The 16,937-nt window shown below is 76.7% G+C and carries 17 protein-coding genes; 7 read left to right on the forward strand and 10 right to left on the reverse strand.

The genetic code is table 11. The features are described 5' to 3' along the window. Positions 1-1,380, forward strand: coding sequence for a cobyrinate a,c-diamide synthase (locus ACIQBJ_RS28235; RefSeq protein WP_400716025.1), 1,380 nt, complete (start codon positions 1-3; stop codon positions 1,378-1,380). Between the two features lie 16 nt (positions 1,381-1,396). Here the strand turns inward: ACIQBJ_RS28235 and ACIQBJ_RS28240 are convergent, their stop codons facing one another. Both ACIQBJ_RS28240 and ACIQBJ_RS28245 read right to left on the reverse strand, forming a co-directional pair. Further along, positions 1,397-1,825, reverse strand: coding sequence for a DUF4190 domain-containing protein (locus ACIQBJ_RS28240; protein ID WP_400716027.1), 429 nt, complete (start codon positions 1,823-1,825; stop codon positions 1,397-1,399). 100 nt (positions 1,826-1,925) lie between these two features. Then, the gene (locus ACIQBJ_RS28245) at positions 1,926-3,599 is read right to left on the reverse strand and encodes a DUF4190 domain-containing protein (RefSeq protein ID WP_400716030.1); all 1,674 of its coding nucleotides are present in this window, start codon (positions 3,597-3,599) and stop codon (positions 1,926-1,928) included. A gap of 151 nt (positions 3,600-3,750) precedes the next feature. On the opposite strand from ACIQBJ_RS28245, the gene ACIQBJ_RS28250 reads away from it, so the two are divergent. The 3 genes from ACIQBJ_RS28250 to ACIQBJ_RS28260 all read left to right on the forward strand — a co-directional run bounded on the left by ACIQBJ_RS28250 (position 3,751) and on the right by ACIQBJ_RS28260 (position 6,554). After that, positions 3,751-4,407: a GntR family transcriptional regulator gene (locus tag ACIQBJ_RS28250; RefSeq protein ID WP_400716032.1), complete on the forward strand. Its 657-nt coding sequence runs from the start codon at positions 3,751-3,753 to the stop codon at positions 4,405-4,407. Between the two features lie 50 nt (positions 4,408-4,457). After that, on the forward strand, positions 4,458-4,934 hold the full coding sequence (locus ACIQBJ_RS28255) for an OsmC family protein (RefSeq protein WP_400716034.1): 477 nt from the start codon (positions 4,458-4,460) through the stop codon (positions 4,932-4,934). Positions 4,935-5,066: 132 nt separating this feature from the next. Further along, positions 5,067-6,554 (forward strand): alpha/beta hydrolase, encoded by a 1,488-nt coding sequence (locus ACIQBJ_RS28260; protein WP_400716036.1) that lies wholly within the window; start codon positions 5,067-5,069, stop codon positions 6,552-6,554. Between the two features lie 33 nt (positions 6,555-6,587). Here ACIQBJ_RS28260 and ACIQBJ_RS28265 read toward each other — a convergent pair whose 3' ends face one another. Beyond that, positions 6,588-8,228, reverse strand: coding sequence for an ABC transporter permease (locus ACIQBJ_RS28265; protein ID WP_400716038.1), 1,641 nt, complete (start codon positions 8,226-8,228; stop codon positions 6,588-6,590). Beyond that, positions 8,225-9,145 (reverse strand): ATP-binding cassette domain-containing protein, encoded by a 921-nt coding sequence (locus tag ACIQBJ_RS28270; protein WP_400716040.1) that lies wholly within the window; start codon positions 9,143-9,145, stop codon positions 8,225-8,227. Before ACIQBJ_RS28270 ends, ACIQBJ_RS28265 begins: the two co-directional genes overlap by 4 nt. 113 nt (positions 9,146-9,258) lie before the next feature. Here ACIQBJ_RS28270 and ACIQBJ_RS28275 point away from each other — a divergent pair, with 113 nt between their 5' ends. Further along, a complete protein-coding gene (locus ACIQBJ_RS28275; RefSeq protein ID WP_400716042.1) occupies positions 9,259-9,738 on the forward strand; it encodes a GbsR/MarR family transcriptional regulator in 480 nt (159 codons plus the stop codon). Between the two features lie 7 nt (positions 9,739-9,745). Here ACIQBJ_RS28275 and ACIQBJ_RS28280 read toward each other — a convergent pair whose 3' ends face one another. The 4 genes from ACIQBJ_RS28280 to ACIQBJ_RS28295 all read right to left on the reverse strand — a co-directional run bounded on the left by ACIQBJ_RS28280 (position 9,746) and on the right by ACIQBJ_RS28295 (position 13,709). Beyond that, complete coding sequence (locus ACIQBJ_RS28280; protein WP_400716045.1) at positions 9,746-10,207, reverse strand: GNAT family N-acetyltransferase; 462 nt, start codon at positions 10,205-10,207, stop codon at positions 9,746-9,748. A 50-nt stretch (positions 10,208-10,257) separates the two neighbouring features. Further along, positions 10,258-11,349, reverse strand: coding sequence for a TolB-like translocation protein (locus ACIQBJ_RS28285; RefSeq protein WP_400716047.1), 1,092 nt, complete (start codon positions 11,347-11,349; stop codon positions 10,258-10,260). Between the two features lie 152 nt (positions 11,350-11,501). Then, complete coding sequence (locus ACIQBJ_RS28290; RefSeq protein ID WP_400716049.1) at positions 11,502-12,809, reverse strand: MFS transporter; 1,308 nt, start codon at positions 12,807-12,809, stop codon at positions 11,502-11,504. A gap of 6 nt (positions 12,810-12,815) precedes the next feature. Beyond that, entirely contained in the window at positions 12,816-13,709 is an 894-nt protein-coding gene (locus tag ACIQBJ_RS28295) for an alkaline phosphatase family protein (RefSeq protein WP_400716051.1), read from the reverse strand. A 266-nt stretch (positions 13,710-13,975) separates the two neighbouring features. On the opposite strand from ACIQBJ_RS28295, the gene ACIQBJ_RS28300 reads away from it, so the two are divergent. Further along, positions 13,976-14,407 (forward strand): cobalamin biosynthesis protein, encoded by a 432-nt coding sequence (locus tag ACIQBJ_RS28300; RefSeq protein WP_400716053.1) that lies wholly within the window; start codon positions 13,976-13,978, stop codon positions 14,405-14,407. A 134-nt stretch (positions 14,408-14,541) separates the two neighbouring features. Further along, positions 14,542-15,564 carry an Rv2231c family pyridoxal phosphate-dependent protein CobC gene (gene cobC, locus ACIQBJ_RS28305; protein WP_400716325.1) on the forward strand — a complete coding sequence of 341 codons (1,023 nt, stop codon included), beginning with the start codon at positions 14,542-14,544 and terminating at the stop codon, positions 15,562-15,564. A gap of 160 nt (positions 15,565-15,724) precedes the next feature. Here cobC and ACIQBJ_RS28310 read toward each other — a convergent pair whose 3' ends face one another. Both ACIQBJ_RS28310 and ACIQBJ_RS28315 read right to left on the reverse strand, forming a co-directional pair. Next, positions 15,725-16,507: an MOSC domain-containing protein gene (locus tag ACIQBJ_RS28310; RefSeq protein ID WP_400716055.1), complete on the reverse strand. Its 783-nt coding sequence runs from the start codon at positions 16,505-16,507 to the stop codon at positions 15,725-15,727. Next, a complete protein-coding gene (locus ACIQBJ_RS28315; RefSeq protein WP_400716057.1) occupies positions 16,504-16,911 on the reverse strand; it encodes a hypothetical protein in 408 nt (135 codons plus the stop codon). Before ACIQBJ_RS28315 ends, ACIQBJ_RS28310 begins: the two co-directional genes overlap by 4 nt. Positions 16,912-16,937: the final 26 nt, after the last annotated feature.

The raw sequence follows: 16,937 nt of genomic DNA on the forward strand, positions 1-16,937 counted from the left end.
TTGAGCACAGTGATTCCCCGCCTGGTGGTGGCCGCGCCGTCCTCCGGGGCGGGCAAGACCACGGTGGCCACCGGCCTGATCGCGGCGCTGGCCGCGCGCGGGCTGAAGGTCTCCCCGCACAAGGTCGGCCCCGACTACATCGACCCCGGCTACCACGCGCTGGCCGCCGGGCGGCCGGGCCGCAACCTGGACGCCTGGATGAGCGGCCCCGAGCGGATCGCCCCGCTGTTCGCGCACGGCGCGGCCGGGGCGGACGTCGCGGTGGTCGAGGGCGTGATGGGCCTGTACGACGGGGCCGCCGGGCGGGGCGAGTTGGCGTCCACGGCGCAGGTGGCGAAGCTGCTGCGGGCGCCGGTGGTGCTGGTGGTCGACGCCTCCTCGCAGTCCCGGTCGGTGGCGGCGCTGGTGCACGGCTTCGCGTCCTGGGACCCGGAGGTCCGGCTGGCCGGGGTGATCCTGAACAAGGTCGCCTCGGACCGGCACGAGACGCTGCTCCGGGAGGCCCTGGAGGAGGGCTCGGGCGTGCCGGTGCTGGGCGCGGTGCGCCGGGCCGGGGCGGTCGACACGCCGTCCCGGCACCTGGGCCTGGTCCCGGCCGTGGAGCGCTCCGCCGAGGCGGTGCGGGCGGTGCGCGAGATGGGCGAACTGGTCGCCGCCTCCGTGGACCTGGACGCGGTGCTGGCGCTGGCCCGGACCGCGCCGCCGCTGACGGCGGACGCCTGGGACGCGACGGCGGAGGTCGAGCCACTCGACGGGCCCCGGCCCCGGGTCGCGCTGGCGGGCGGCGCGGCGTTCTCCTTCTCGTACGCGGAGAACGCCGAACTGCTGGCCGCCGCCGGGGCCGAGGTGGTGCCCTTCGACCCGCTGCACGACGAGCGACTGCCCGAGCGGACGGCGGCGTTGGTGATCGGCGGCGGCTTCCCCGAGGTGTACGTCTCCGAGCTGAGCGCCAACGCGGCGCTGCGGACGGCGGTCGCCGAGCTGGCCGCGAGCGGGGCGCCGGTGGTCGGCGAGTGCGCCGGACTGCTGTATCTGGGGCGGGAGTTGGACGGCCTGCCGATGTGCGGCGTGCTGGACACCGCGGCCCGGATGACGCCCCGGCTGACCCTCGGCTACCGGGAGGCGGTGGCGCTCGCCGACTCGCCGCTCGCCGCGGCCGGCTCCCGGGTGCGCGGCCACGAGTTCCACCGCACCGCCACCGACCCGGCGGCCGGGCCCTCCCCCGCCTGGGGCTGGCGCACCCCCGCCGGGCCGCACACCGAGGGCCACCTGCACGGCTCGGTGCACGCCTCGTACCTGCACCTGCACTGGACGGGCGCGCCCGCACTGCCCGCCCGGCTGGTCCGGCACGCCGCGCGGTGGGCGGCCGGGCGCGACTGACCCCTCCCGGGGGCGGTCACGGGTGACGGACCGCCACGGGGGCCGGGCCGGTCGGGGCCGGCACTGCCTGGGACGGGCCGGTCGGGGCCGGGCCGGTCGGGCGCGGTGGCGGGTCGTCGACCGGTGAGAGCAGCGCGCCGGCCACCACCGCCACCGACCAGAGGGTGCCGGCCACGATGCCGGTGATCGCCATGCCCTTGCCGCGCCGCCCCGTGCGGGCGATCCGCGCCAGCGCGACGGTGCCCAGGACGATGCCGACCGGGCCGAGGCAGCAGAGCAGGCCCAGCACCATCGCGGCGACGGCCGGCCCGTCGGTCTCCGCCGACGCCGACCGGGGCGGCCCGAGGAGGGCCGGGCCCTCGTCGCCGGGCGCGGGCGAGGGCCGCGGGTAGGCCGGCAGGGCGGATTCGGTGTCCGCGGGGTGCTGCGGCTGGTCGGACGTCATGGTTCCCGCCCCGGTGGAGGAGTGCTTCGTCGGCTGCACGACCATAACCGGGGCGGTCCGTACGAGGACGAACCGCCCCCGGTGGTCGGCGGCCGGCCGGTCAGACCGTCCGGCCCGCCGCGTGCTTGCCGGGCTCCTCGTCCAGGGTGGCCAGGCCGGCGCCGCGCCGGAGTTCGACGATCTGGTCCATGCCGACGTGGTCGTAGGCCGCCTCCAGCTCGCGGGCGAGCGTCTTGTCGTCGATGGCGGAGGCCGCGGTCCGGAAGTGCCCGCGGGCGGTGCCGAGCTCGGCCACCAGCTTGTCCACGGCGGGCTGCTGGGCCGGGGTCCAGGTCCGGCTCTTCAGCCGGTCCACCAGCTCGGTCGAGGCGGTGTCCATGGTGCGGGCCCAGGCCCGGAACGCCGCCGGGTCGTCCTCGACCTCGACGTCCTCGTCCGGGGCCTCGTTCAGCGCGCGGTCGAACGGGTTGACGGCGTCGAGGACCTGCCGCTGATCGGCTGTCAGCTTCCCCAGGTCGGTGCGGAAGGTGCGGGCGAGGGGGGTCTTGTCCGCGTTGGCGAGGAAGCAGACCACGCGGCGGCCGCCGGGCCGCTTCCAGGCCACCGGGTCCGGGTAGTAGTACCGGTACTGGACGTTGTCCGGGATCGACCAGGTGTCCAGCACGTAGCCGTCCAGGTGCTCCATGCAGAGCTTCTCGGTCTCCGTCCGCATCCGGGAGCTGCCCGGGTACTCGCCCTGGGTGGTAATGCTGGCCCCGGCCCAGAAGACCTCGCCGCGGTGCGGGCCGGAGCAGGCCACCACCTTCGGCACCTGCGGGGCGCTCTCGTCGAAGCACTGACCGGTGGTCAGCAGGAACGGGGAGTTCAGCGGCTCGCTGCCCGCGGACTTCGAGGAGCTGTGCGGGGTGCTCGTGGTCGTCCCGCCGCTCTCCCACGGGTCGTCGTCCCCGCCGGGGTCGCCGAAGGCGAGGACCAGCGCGCCGACCACCAGCCAGGCGCAGCCCGCCACGATGCCGGTGATCGCCAGGCCCTTGCCGCGCTCGCCGGTCCGCTTGATCTGGTTCAGCGCGCCGATGCCCAGGCCGATCGCGATGAAGCCGACGCAGCAGATCAGCCCCGTCACCAGGGAGGCGATCGCCAGCCCGTTGGTGTACAGCGACCGCGACCCGCCCGGCTGCCCCGGGTACCCGGCCCCACCGGGCTGCCCGGGCCCGGCGGGCCCGCCGGGGAAGCCCGGGCCGACGGGCGGCGGGAGCGTGTGGCCGCCCCACGACTGCCGGGCGTCCGGCACCGCCCACGGGTTCGCGGCGGGCGCCGCCCCGGCCCCGCCCGACGGCGGCGGCCCGGCAACGGCCCACGGGTTGGCGGCGGGCGCGGGCCCGGCCCCGACCGGCGGCGGCCCGGCGGGCGCCCACGGGTTGGGCGGGGCCTGCGGCGGCGCGGCGGCGGCGACCTCGGGGGCAGGGGCCCCGGGGGCAGGGGCCCCGGGGGCGGCGACGGGCACGGGCTCGACGGCCGCGACGGCTATGGGCTCGGCGGGCTCGGGTGCCTCGGCGGCGGGCTTGGTGAAGGACACCGGCGCTTCCCAGGCCGCGGGAGCTGCGGGCTCGGCAGGCGCGTCGGCCCCGGCAGGCGAATCGGCCCTGGCAGGTTCGGGGGCCCCGGCGGGCTCGGCGGCCGTCGGCTTGGTGAAGGAGACCGGCGCGGGGGCGGCAGGCTGCTCCGGGGTGGTGGCCGGGTCGTGCTCCCCGGAAGGTTCCTGCTCGAACGGCATTGGGTGGTTCCCCCTGGGAGTGGTGCGGGTTCGGCGGTCGCGCGAATATAGCGGACCCGGCCGTCACGCTCCCAACGAGTTCCCGACGCCTAGGTGCGCGGCGTCCGCGCGCCCGTTGCATGCAATGCATGCAGCGTTCTAGGCTGGCCCCGTGCAGACCGAGAGCACCCGCCACCGCCTGCGGGAACTGATCCTGGACGGCCGTTACCCGCCGGGGGCCCGGCTGGGCGAGGTGGAGGTCGCGGAGGCGCTCGGGGTGAGCCGCACCCCGGTGCGCGAGGCGTTCCGGGCCCTGACGGCGGACGGGCTGCTGTCCGCCGCCGGGCGGGGCGTCCGGGTGGTGCGGCTGGCGGACGAGGAGCTCGGGCACGTCTACCGGGTGCGGGCCGCGCTGGAGGCGCTGACCGCCGAGTCGGCGGCCGAGCGGCAGCGGGCCGGACGGCTGGCCCCGGCCGAGCTGGTGGACCTCGCGGAGCTGGCGGACCGCACCCACCGGGCGACCGCGGACGGGGAGTTGACGGAGGCGGTGCGGCTGAACCGGCGCTTCCACCGCCGGATCGCCGAGCTGGCCGCCAACCCGGTGGCGCTGCACGCCCTGGACCGGCTGTGGGACCAGATCCAGGTCTCCACCCGGCGTTCCCTGCACGCCCCCGACCGCACCGACCTGGTGGACGCCCAGCACCGCGAGCTGCTGGCCGCGATCGTGGCGGGCGACCCGGCGGCCGCGGCGGCCGCGGCCCGCCGCCACGTGCTGGACACCTGCGCCGCCGACCGGCCGTCCGAGCAGTGGCCGCACGAACAGCGGTGACACGAACAGCGCCGAGCAACGAGCGACGAGCGAGCGAAGGAGTGACCCCCATGCACTTCGACCACCACTACGCGGTCCGGGTCGACTGGACCGGCAACCTCGGCACCGGGACGGACCACTACCGGTCCTACTCGCGGGCCCACGAGATCTCCGCCGAGGGCCTGCCGAGCATCCTCGGCAGCTCCGACCCGACCTTCCGGGGCGACCGTTCCCGGTGGAACCCGGAGCAGTTGCTGCTCGCCGCGCTCACCCAGTGCCACATGCTGGCGTACCTGCACCACTGCGCGGTGAACGGCGTCGTGGTGCTCTCCTACACGGACGAGTCCGCGGGCGCGATGCGGACGGCGGGCAACGGCGGGCGGTTCACCGAGGCGGTGCTCCGGCCCCGGGTGGAGGTCGCCGCCGAGTCGATGCGCGAGCAGGCCCTCGCCCTGCACGGGCCGGCCGGGCGGGACTGCTTCATCGCCTCCTCGGTGAACTTCCCGGTCCGGCACGAGCCGGTGGTGACGGTGCGGGCGGCGGAGTGAGCGACTGCCGCTGACGGCCCGTCAACCCGCTTGGTGGGGCTGGCCGCAGGACGGGGGCTGGAGCGGGCCGGAGGGAGAAGACGGAGGCTGGCGGGATCGTGCCGGGGAGCTTCGCGGCGAAGACTTGTCGGCATGCGAATCCTCCAGCGCGGCGCCGCGCTCGCCGCCGCCACCACCGTTCTCCTCGGCCCCGCCGTGCCCTCGGCCCTGGCCGCGCCCGCCCCGTCCCGGCCCACCTGGGGCGCGTGCGCGGGCGGCGCGCCCGATGCCCGGCAGCAGTGCGCCGAGATCGACGTCCCCGTCGACCACGCGCGGCCCGACGGGCCCTCGCTGCGGCTCGCGGTCTCCCGGATCGCCACCGCCCGGCCCGAACTGCGGCGCGGGGTGCTGGTGCTGATACCGGGCGGTCCGGGCGGCGGCGGGCTGGACGGGCCGAGCAGCGCCGCGAAACGGCTCCCGCAGTCGGTGCTGGACAGGTACGACCTGATCGGCTTCGACCCGCGCGGGGTGGGGCGGTCCACCCCGCTCGACTGCGGTTTCGACCACGCCGACCTGGCCCGCAGCCACACCCTGCCCTGGCCCGCCCCCGACGGCGGGATCGACGCCAACCTCGCCACCGCCCGGCGGATGGCGGAGCGCTGCGCCACCGCGGGCGGGCCGCTGGCCCGCAGCGTCAGCACCCGGACGGAGGCGCGCGACATCGACCGGGTCCGGCAGGCCCTCGGCGAGCGCCGGATCTCGGTCTGGGGCGTCTCCTACGGCACCTACGCGGGCGCGGTGTACGCCCAGATGTTCCCGGGCCGCACCGACCGGGTCGTGCTGGACAGCAACGACGACCCGGACCCGGGCCGGGTGGAGCGCGGCTGGCTGGCCGCCTTCGCCACCGGCGCCGAGGACCGCTTCCCGGATTTCGCGGCCTGGGCGTCCTCCCCCGCCGCCGGCGAGTACCGGCTCGGCGGGACGCCCGAGCAGGTCCGGGCCACCTACCTGGCGGCGGCCGGGCAGCTCGACGCCGCCCCGCTGCCCTGGCCCGGCGCCAACCCCGAGCAGTTGGACGGGAACGTGCTGCGCTCCACCATGCTGGAGAGCCTGTACGCGGACGCGAAGTTCCCCAGGCTCGCCGCCCTGGTCCAGGCCGCGGAGGGCCGCCGCCCGCTGCCCGCCCCCGGCACCCCGCCGGACGCCGCGCTGCAGGCCGGGACGGCGGTCCCGCTGACCACCCTCTGCAACGACGTCTCCTGGCCGCGCGACCCGGGCTCCTACGCCCGGGCGGTGGCCGCCGACCGGGCCGCCCACCCGCTGACGGCGGGCATGCCGGTCAACGTCACGCCGTGCGCGTTCTGGCCCTGGCAGCCCGCCGAGCCGCCGACCCGGATCACCTCCGCCGGGCCGTCGAACGTCCTGCTGGTGCAGAACCTCCGCGACCCGGCCACCCCGTACGCGGGTGCCCTGAAGCTGCGCGCCGCCTTCGGCGACCGGGCCCGGATGGTGACGGTCGACTCCGGCGGCCACGACGCCTACCTGGCCAACGGGAACGCCTGCGGCGACGCCCTGGTGACGGAGTTCCTGGTCACCGGCCACCGCCCGGCCCGGGACGCGTTCTGCCCGAAGGCCGGGTGAGCGCGGTGCCGGACGGGACGGGGTGACGCGCCGTCAGCCGAAGTCGCGGCGGCGCAGGGCGGTCAGGCCGACCGCGGTGGCGAGCGCGGCCAGGGCGGTGGTCCACAGCAGCGGGGCGGCTTCGAACGGGCCGCCGGGGAGGTGGGGCAGGTGGGTGAACGGGGACAGGTCGAGGAACCACTGCGGGAGTTGCAGGATCGGGCCGAGCCAGGCGACCAGCACGAACACCGCGAAGCCGGCCCAGCCCGCGGTCGCCAGCCGCGGGAGCAGGCCGTAGACGGCCAGCGCCACCGCCGCGGTCAGCCAGACCGCGGGGAGCTGGGCGAGCGTCGCGCCGAGCATCCGGCCCACCGCCGGGCCGGTGCCGCCGCTCCCCGTCCCGGTGCCGTCGAGCACGGCGCCCTCGGCGAGCCCGGCCGCCACCCCGGCCGCGGCCAGCGGGACGGCGCTGCCCAGCAACGGGAAGAGCAGGTGCCCGGCTGCCCAGCCGAGCCGGGAGACCGCCCCGGCGAGCACCGGTTCGGCCCGGCCGCCGACCTCCTCCGCGCGCAGCCGCAGCACCGACTGCACCGCGTACACGGCGGCGGTCATCCCGAAGATCGAGGCCACGGTGGAGAGGTAGGCGTCCAGCACGCCCTGCTGCCCGCCCAGCCGGGCCATCAGGTCGGCCATCTGCCGGTTGTCGCCGACCAGGTCGACCACGCCCTTGGCCACCCCGCCGAAGACGAAGCCCCCGGCGGCGAAGGCCAGCGACCAGCCGATCAGCGGGCCGCGCTGCAGCCGCCGGGCCAGCGCGCCGGCGCCCGTCAGCGCGGGGGCGGCCGCGGCCGGGCCGGGGCGCTGCGGGAGCAGTCCGGCGCCCAGGTCGCGGTGTTCGACCAGGGCCCGGGCCAGCGTGGTGAGCAGGGCGGCCCCGGCCAGCGGCAGGAGCAGCACCCACCAGCGGTTCCCGGCGAACGCCCGGGTCTGCTCGGCCCAGCCGATCGGGGAGAGCCAGCTCGCCCGGGCCGCGCCGCTGCCGGAGTCGCCGAGCGCCCGCAGCACGAAGGCCGCGCCGATCGCCGCGCCCGCCAGGCCGTTCGCGGCCCGGGCCGTCCCGGCGACCTGCGCGGTGACGGCGGCCAGCGCGGCGAAGAACAGTCCGGTGGCGCCCAGCGCGAGGCCGAACACCAGGGCGCCGCCCGCAGCCTGACCGGCCGCCAGCAGTGCGGCGGCGACCAGTGCGGCCAGGGCCGCGTTCGCGGTGAGGGCGGCGGCGAGCGCGGCCGTCAGCGGGGCGCGGCGGCCGACGGCGCCGGCGCCGACCAGTTCGAGCCGGCCGTCCTCCTCCTCGGCCCGGGTGTGCCGGACGACCAGCAGGGTCGACATCAGCGCGGCCAGCACCGTCCCGAACACGCCCATCCGCCAGGCGGTCAGGCCGCCGATGGTGGTGCCGTCGAAGACCGGGCCGTACAGGGCGCGCAGCGAGCCGTTGCCGTCGATGCCGGCGGCGAAGGTCCGCCGGGCGGCCTCGTCGCCGTACAGCTTGCGGAAGGAGAAGGCGGTGGAGGCGACCATGCCGGTGCCGACGTAGACCCAGACCGGCAGGGCGATCCGGTCCCGGCGCAGGGCCAGCCGGTAGAGCAGGCCGGTGCCCGTCAGGGCCGAGCCGCCCGTCCGGGCCGGGCCGCTCATCGCGGCACCGCCGACGACGCCGGGTCGGCCTCCGGCCCGTCGGCGGCGGTGCCGTAGTGGCGGAGGAACAGCTCCTCCAGGGTGGGCGGGCGACTGGTCAGGCCGCGGACGCCGACGGCGGTCAGTTCGGCGAGCAGGTCGCCGAGCCGGTCGGTGTCGACCTGGCAGCGCAGCCGGTGGCCGTCGACGGCCAGGTCGTGGACGTAGTCGGGGCGCGGCGGCGGGCCGGTCAGTTCGGCGTCGATCGCGGTGCGGGTGAGGTGCCGCAGGTCGGCGAGGGTGCCGGTCTCCACGGTGCGGCCGGCCCGGATGATCGACACCCGGTCGCAGAGCGCCTCCACCTCGGACAGGATGTGGCTGGAGAGCAGCACGGTGGCGCCCCGTCCGCGCGCCTCGGCGACGCACTCGCGGAACACCTCCTCCATCAGCGGGTCCAGCCCGGAGGTGGGTTCGTCGAGGATCAGCAGGTCGGCGTCCGAGGCGAACGCGGCGACCAGGGCGACCTTCTGCCGGTTGCCCTTCGAGTAGCTGCGGCCCTTCTTGGTCGGGTCGAGTTCGAAGCGCTCCAGCAGCGCGGCCCGCCGGGCCGGGTCGGCCCCGCCGCGCAGCCGGCCGAGCAGGTCGATCGCCTCGCCGCCGGAGAGGTTGCGCCACAGCGTCACGTCGCCGGGGACGTAGGCGAGGCGGCGGTGCAGGCGGACGGCGTCCTGCCAGGGGTCGCCGCCGAGGAGTTCGACGCCGCCGGAGTCGGCGCGCAGCAGGCCGAGCAGGACCCGGATGGTGGTGGACTTGCCGGAGCCGTTGGGCCCCAGGAAGCCGTGGACCTCGCCCTGACCGACCGTCAGGTCCAGTCCGTCCAACGCGCGGGTCCGGCCGAAGGTCTTCACCAGACCGGACACCGAGATGGCGGTAGTCATGGCATCGACGCTACTCTTGATTCACAGATTCGTGAAGTTGGTGAAACCTCGAAATACCGCCCGCCCGGACGGAGGCCCCCGGGCGGGCGGTGCGGTGGAAGGCGGGCGTCGGCGTGGGTGACGAGGACGGGACCGGGCGGGACGCCGCGGTGGTGGCGGAGTTCGTCGAGCGGTTCGCCACGGTGCTGGTCGACGCCGGGTTCCCGCGGATGCCGGCCCGGGTGTTCACCGCGCTGCTGACGGCCGACTCGGGGCGGCTGACCGCCGCGGAGCTGGGCGAGCTGCTGCAGGTGTCGCCGGCCGCGGTCTCGGGGGCGGTCCGGTACCTGGCCCAGGTCGAACTGGTCGGCCGGGAACGGGAGCCGGGCTCGCGGCGGGAGCGCTACCGGGTGCACGACCACGTCTGGTACGAGGCCACCGCCAACCGCGACCGGACGCTGGTGCGCTGGGAGTCGAGCCTCGCCGAGGGCGTCCGGGCGCTCGGCCCGGACACCCCGGCCGGTCGGCGGCTCGCCGAGTCGCTGGAGTTCTTCGCCTTCCTGCGGGTCGAGCTCCGGCAGATGATGGAGCGCTGGCGGGCGAGCCGCCCCTGAGCACCCGTCAACCGCGCGGCGCAGCAGGGGCGTCGGCGGTCAGCGGGTGGCGGAGGACCGCGGTGTCCCGGCGGACGAATCCGGCGCGTTCGTAGAGGCGGGTCGCGGCCTCCCGGGACGGCCGGGAGGTGAGGTCGACGGTGCGGGCCCCGGCCTCGGCGGCCAGCGCGAGGGCCCGGTCGACCAGGTGCGCGCCGATGCCGTGGCCGCGCGCCGCACCGTCCACCACCACGTCCTCGACGTGCGCGCGGACGCCGGTCGGCAGCGGGACGACCACCAGCGTCAGGGTGCCCGCGATCACGCCGTCCAGCCGGGCGGCCAGCACCGTCACGGCCTCGGCCGCCAGCACCCGGCCGAGCCCGGCCGCGTCCAGCGGCCCGGCGCTGCCGGAGAGTTGGGGCAGCAGCCGGGCGAACGCGGCGACCACCTCGGCGGTCGGCTCGGTCACGGTCTCGATCAGCACGCTCATGCCGGGCAATCTACCGCCGGGCCCGAGCGGGCCGTCCGGCCGGCGGACCGTCAGCCCAGGTAGGCGGCGGCGACGGCGGAGCGGACCAGCATCGCGGGGCTGCCGGTGCCGTCGGCGGGGACGGTCCACAGGTCGGAGCCGTAGTCGCCGGGCATCGAGTACATCAGGGTGTGCGCGTCGGTCCACAGCGCCTGGTCGTCGATGTCGCGCTGCTCGGCGGTCGCGGTCTCGGTCATGGTGGCCAGGTCCAGCACGTACAGCCGCCAGGGCGCGGCCGGGTCGACGCCCTCGACCCGCTTCTTGTAGGCGATCCGGGTGCCGTCCGGGGAGAGCGAGGGGCACTCGACGTTCTCGTGCAGGGCGGTCAGGGTGCGGGCCGCGAGGTCGCCCCGGACCAGGTAGGTGCGGCCGCCGGTGGCGACCGTCGCGTAGAAGTGCTCGTCGTCGGCGAAGGTGACGCCCCAGACGTTGGTGTCGGACGCCTGCACGGGGCGGCCGTCGCGGATCAACCGGAAGGTCTCCAGGTTGTCGTAGAACTGCCAGGTCCGGGTGTCGACGATCGCGGTCCGGGTGGAGAAGTCGGTGCCCGCGTAGGAGTCGCCGCTGACGAAGACCGTCCAGGCGACCAGGTGCCCGGACGGGGCGACCCGGGCCCGGGTCGGGATGCCGGGGGCGGGGAAGCGCTTCAGCTCGTGCAGCGAGGAGTCCAGCACCGAGGCGTGGTAGGTGTCGTCCAGCGCGCCGTGCTCGGCCTGCAGGCAGATGCCGGTGCCGGCGGCGGCGAAGAAGCGCAGGCACTTGACGCCGGACGCGGTGCGCGGGCCGTCGGGGGCGTCGGCGGGCACCGCGGAGACCTCGTCCCGGTGCGGGCCCCAGGCCAGGTTGCGGACCAGCAGCTGACGACCCGTCGGGGCGAGCGTCACCCGGCCCTCGCGCACCGGCGGCCCGCCCGCCTGCTCCTGGTTGCGCCGGTCCGCCCGGCCGGCGGCGTACCGGACGGCGCCGAGGCCGACCCCGGCGAGCAGCAGCACCGCGACCGCCAGCACCAGCACCTTGCGGCGGACGGACGGCGCCCCGCCGGGCCCGGACTCGGGCACCTCCGAGGAGTCGGGAGCGGGGTCGACGGCGGCGGGAGCGGTCATGCGAGTGCCCTCCGGGCGGGATGCGGGACAACAGGGGACGGAACAGCGGGCAACGGGCGCGGCGCGGCGGGCGGGCGGTGACGGTGGGTCAGCCCGCCTCCGGGGAGGGCGGGGCGCGGGACGACAGTGCTGCGGCGGGTGGTGACGGTGGGTCAGTCGGCGTCCGGGGCGGGCGCCGGGAGGGCGGGGCGGAGCAGGAGGGTGGCGGCGACGGCGGTGGCGGTCAGGGCGACGGCGGTGGCGGCGAGGGCGGTGCGGCCGCCCCACAGGGACCAGGCGGCGCCGAAGGCGAGGGAGCAGGCGAACCGGGCCAGCGCCTGGCCGGTGCCCACCAGGGCCTGTCCGGCGCCCTGCTGGCCGTCGGGGACGGTCGCGGCGGTGGCGGCGGCCAGCACCCCGTCGGTCGCGGCGTAGAAGGTGCCGTGCAGCAGCAGGACCAGGACGGCCGCCCCGGCGCCGCGCAGCGGGGAGAGCAGCACCGCGTAGCCGCCGAGCAGGACGGCGTGGCCGAGCAGGAACAGCGCCCGGCGGCCGATCCGGTCGGCGACCATGCCGAGCGGGACGGCGAGGGTCAGGAAGACCGCGGCGGTGCCGAGCGGCAGCAGCGGGAACAGGTGCGCGGGCAGGGCGAGTTCGCGCTGCAGCAGCAGGTAGAGGAAGGAGTCGCTGACGGTGGTCAGGCCGAGCAGCACGGCGGCCAGGGTCAGCCGGCGCAGCGCGGGCCGGGCCAGCAGGGCGAGCGCGTCCCGGAGCGTGGGGCGGGGGCCCGCGGGCGTCCCGGCGGCGGCCCCGGGGCGGGCGGCCCGGGCCGGGACGAACAGCACCAGCAGCAGCACGCCGAGCACGGCGACGCAGCCGGAGACGGTGAACACCGCGCCGTAGGAGGTGCGTTCGGAGCGGTCGTCGGCGAACCGGAGGACCGCGAAGGCGAGCAGCGGGCCGATCAGCGCGCCGGTGGTGTCCATGGCGCGGTGCACGCCGAAGGCGCGGCCGCGGTGCTCGGGCTCGGTGGCCAGCGAGATCATCGCGTCCCGGGGGGCGGTGCGCAGGCCCTTGCCGGTGCGGTCGACGGCCAGCACGGCGCCGATCAGCGGCACGGTGTGGACGAGCAGCAGCAGCGGCTTGCAGAGCGCGGACAGGCCGTACCCGATCCCGGCGACGAGCTTGTGGCCGCGGCCGCCCCGGTCGGCGAGGTGGCCGCCGAGCAGCCGGACCAGGGCGCCGACGCCGTTGTTGATGCCGTCGAGCACGCCGAAGCCGAGCGGGGACAGGCCCAGCGCGGCGACCACGTACAGCGGCAGGACCGCGCTGACCATCTCGGAGGAGACGTCGGTGACCAGGCTGACCGCGCCGAGCGCGAGCACGGTGCCGGGGACGGCGGCGCGCCGCCCCGGGCGGGTGCCCGGGACGACGGCCGCGGCGCGGTCACTCTTGGTGGAGCGGGCGTCCGCGAGGTACATCGGGCGTCAGTTCCAGATGCCGGTGATGTCGGTGGCGGAGGCGGCGTTGCCGGCGTGCGTGGTGAGGCCCGCCAGGTCCTCCAGGGTGCGCAGCACGTTGTAGTGGTTGTAGGTGGTGGCGGTGCTGGAGCCCGGGACGACGTGCTGGCCGTAGACCAGGGTCGGGATCCGGTTGCCGGACAGGCTGTTGTCCTCGTCGAAGGTGACGACGAGCAGGCTGTTGTGGGTCTGGGCCCAGGTGGCGTACGCGCCGAGGTTGTTCTTGATCCAGGTGTCGCCGGTGGAGACCGAGCAGTCGTGCATGTCGCTGCACAGGTTCGGCACCACGAAGGAGACCTTCGGCAGCGTGGTGTAGTCGGTGGGGAACTGGGCGAAGGTGTACGCGGTGTTGGTCGGCACGTTGGAGAAGCCGAACCACGGGTTGTGCTTCTGCGCGTACTTCCCGGCGGAGTTGGAGCAGACGGTGGAGCCCTGGCTGGGCAGGCCCTCGTTGTAGGAGCCCCAGGTCTTGCCGGCCGCGATCAGCTCGGAGGCCAGGTTGGGCGCGGTCTTCGAGCCGACGCCGACGCAGCTGTCGTCCGTGCGGCCCTGGTTGGAGCCGGAGAACAGCATGTAGTAGTTCGGCTCGGACGGGTGGGTCAGGCCGTAGGACTGGGTGAGGTTGGCACCGCCGGCCTTGATGGTGTTGTTCAGGTACGGGGCGCTGGAGCTGCCGATCACCTGGCTGTAGGCGTGGTTCTCCATCACGACGACGATCACGTGGTCGGGGGTCGGCAGACCGGCGGCCTGCGCGGTGGAACCGGTGGCGGCCCACAGGCCGAGCGAGGCGGCGGTGAGGGCGACGGTGCTGCCGATCGCGGTCAGGCGACGCTTGGCGCGGCGGCCGAGCTGGGCGGTCATGACAGTCCTCCGGGGCAAGGAATGTACGGACAAGGGGTGGTGGAGCGCCGGAAACCCTAGGGCCGGGCCGTGGCCGACGAAGCTTTTGACAGGTGAAGACCAAGCGAACGGTTGGCTGTGCAACTCGGGCCCCGGACCGCTTTTCGGCCAACCGCGCGACGCGTCTCACAGCTGTCCCGATTGACCCGGCTCGAACCGACATGGTGGGATCTCGGAGGCCCGGCGCGCACGACCGGCGCGGTGGACGGCGAACGGGAGGGCCGGGGGTGACGGTCCGCTCCGACCCGCCGTCGGCGGCCGCCCGGGTGGTGCTCGGCGTCGGCCTGCGGCGCGGCGTCCCGGCCGCCGAACTGCTCCGCACCGCGGACGCGGCCCTCGCCGCGCTCGGCCTCGACCGGGCCCGGGTGGTGCTGCTCGCCACCCTGGACGGCAAGCTGTCCGACCCCGAACTGCACCAGGCAGCGGCCGAGTTGGGCGTCCCGCTGGCCGGTTTCCCGGCCGCCGCGCTGGCCGCCGTCCCGGTGCCGACCCGCTCCGCGCGGGTGGCCGCCGCGGTCGGCACCCCGAGCGTCGCCGAGGCCGCCGCGCTGCTGGCGGCCGGTCCGGGCGGGCGGCTGCTGGCCCCCCGGACGGCCTCGGCCGCCGCCACCGTCGCGGTCGCCGCGCCCGCCGACCCGCCCCAGGAGGACAACAGGTGAACCCGGTGCCCGATCCGAACCGTCCCGGCGGCGCCGGGGTTTGCCCCGCCGACGCCGACGCCGACGCGGGAGCCCCGGCCGACGCGCCGCGCCCCGGCCCGCCGGAGGCCGCCCCGGGCCCGTCGGAGCCCGACCTGCGGCACCACGGCGACGCCGAGGTGCGCTCCGCCGGGCTGGTCGACCTGGCGGTGAACGTCCGCACCGGCACGCCGCCGCCGTGGCTGCGGGACCGGCTCGCCGCGACCCTGGACGGCCTGGCCGCCTACCCGGACGGCACCGCCGCCCGGGCCGCCGTCGCCGCCCGGCACGGCCGGCCGGTCGCCGAGGTGCTGCTGACCTCCGGCGCCGCCGAGGCGTTCGTGCTGCTGGCCCGGGTGCTGCGGCCGCGCCGGGCGGTGGTGGTGCACCCGCAGTTCACCGAGCCGGAGGCCGCGCTGCGGGACGCCGGGCACGCCGTCCACCGGGTGCTGCTGACCGCCGACCGGGGCTTCCGGCTGCGGGCCGGGGACGTCCCCGCGGACGCCGACCTGGTGGTGGTCGGCAACCCGACCAACCCCACCTCGGTGCTGCACCCGGCCGGGACGCTGGCCGCACTCGCCCGCCCCGGGCGGACCCTGGTGGTCGACGAGGCGTTCATGGACACCGACCCGGGCGAGACCCAGTCGCTGGCCGGGGTCCGCGACCTGCCCGGCCGGGTGGTGGTGCTGCGCAGCCTCACCAAGACCTGGGGCCTGGCCGGGCTGCGGATCGGCTACCTGCTGGCCCCGGCCGCGCTGGTCGCCGAACTCGCCGCCGCCCAGCCGCTCTGGCCGGTCTCCACTCCCGCCCTGACCGCCGCCGAACTGTGCTCCGCGCCCGCCGCGCTGGCCGAGGCCGAGCAGGCCGCCCGGACCACCGCCGAGCACCGCGCCCACCTGCTGAAGGGCCTGGCCGAACTGCCCGCCGTCCGGGTGCACGGCGAACCCGTCGCGTCCTTCGTGCTGGTCGAACTCCCGGACGCCGCCGCCGTCCGCGAACGCCTGCGCGCTGCGGGCTTCGCCGTCCGGCGCGGCGACACCTTCCCCGGCCTGGGCCCCGACTGGCTGCGGCTGGCGGTCCGCGACCCGGACACCACCGACCGCTTCCTGGCGGCGCTGGCGGCGGCGATCGAGCACTGACGTGGCGTCAGCTCCCCTGCGCACGGAGACCTTGCCGCCGGGCTCCACGACGCCGGGCGAGGAGCCGGACACGGGCACCGGGACAGGGCGGCGGCCCGGGCCGGGCAGCGCGGGGCGACGGCGCCGATCGGGAACCGACGGACCGTCGGCCCCGCCTCCCTCAGTGCACGGTGACCTGGTCGCCGGGCTCCACCGTGCCCGGGGTCAGGACCCGGGCGTAGACGCCGAGGCAGGGCAGCGGGTCCATGCCGGGCAGCGGGACGACCCGGTTCTGCCGGGCCGGGCGGCGCAGCGCCTCCGGGTCGGCGGGCAGGTCGCCGTGCGCGAGGGTGGGGACGGCGCAGCGCGGGGTGGCCGCGACGATCTGCAGCCGCAGCTCCGGGCCGATCGCCAACTCCCTTCCCTGCCAGGCGTTCTCGCCGAACGGCTCGGTGTCCGGCCCGGCGTCCAGCACCAGGTTGGGCCGGTAGCGGGCGGCGGACGCCCCGGCCAGGGTGGCGGTGGTGACCAGGTGCAGCGGGGCGAAGTCGAAGAGGCTGCCGGGCTCCGCGGCCCGGCCGAACTCCTGGACGGTGTACTCGACCTCGGCGTCGATGCCGTCGGCCAGCACCTGTTCGGGCACCGAGCGCAGCAGGGTCGCGCCGTCCGGCCGGCCGTCGATCAGCCGGACCTGCCGTCCGAGCAGCGCGCCGAGCCCGGCCTCGTCCAGCTCGGCCCCGTCGGGCCCGGAGATCCGCACCCCGTCGTCCTTGCCCTCGGCCCGCAGCGTGAGCAACCGCCGCCAGTCGCGCGGCTGTTTGGCGCTGGCCACCCGCCCGCTGGCCACGTCCAGCAGGGCCCGCCGCCGGTCCCCGTCCAGGCCGTACCGGTCGATCCGGGCCCGCGGCACCTCCTCGCCGAGCATCGACTTCACCGGGTACCGGTACAGCGCGAGGACCTTCACCGTGCGTTCCCTCCGGACTTCTTCGGCTGCTCGCGCCCCCGCCGCAGGTGCGGGGGCACGACGAACTCGGGGCGGCCGAAGGCGGACACGCAGACGTAGCAGCCCATCGCGCCGACGAACAGCACGAGCAGCACGAGCAGCGCCCAGGCCACCGCGGCCTGGGACAGGCCGTCGGACAGCAGGGCCCCGGCCGGGAAGAACACGCCCATCGCCGTCAGCGCGACCCCGATCGGGAGGTACGCCCGGGGGCCGGACACCTTCGGGTTGGTGCGCAGGGCGCGCCGGAACCAGCCCTCCGGGCCGGTCGGCGGCTCGTTCCGCCAGGTGCGCACCCCCAGCAGCACGTACCCCACGCCGACGGCCGAGGGCAACGCCCCCAGCACCGTCATCAGCAACAGGATCATCCCGCCCCGCCCCCGTCCGCTCCCCC

Source organism: Kitasatospora sp. NPDC088391 (genome assembly GCF_044753345.1).
Classification (GTDB): Bacteria; Actinomycetota; Actinomycetes; order Streptomycetales; family Streptomycetaceae; genus Kitasatospora.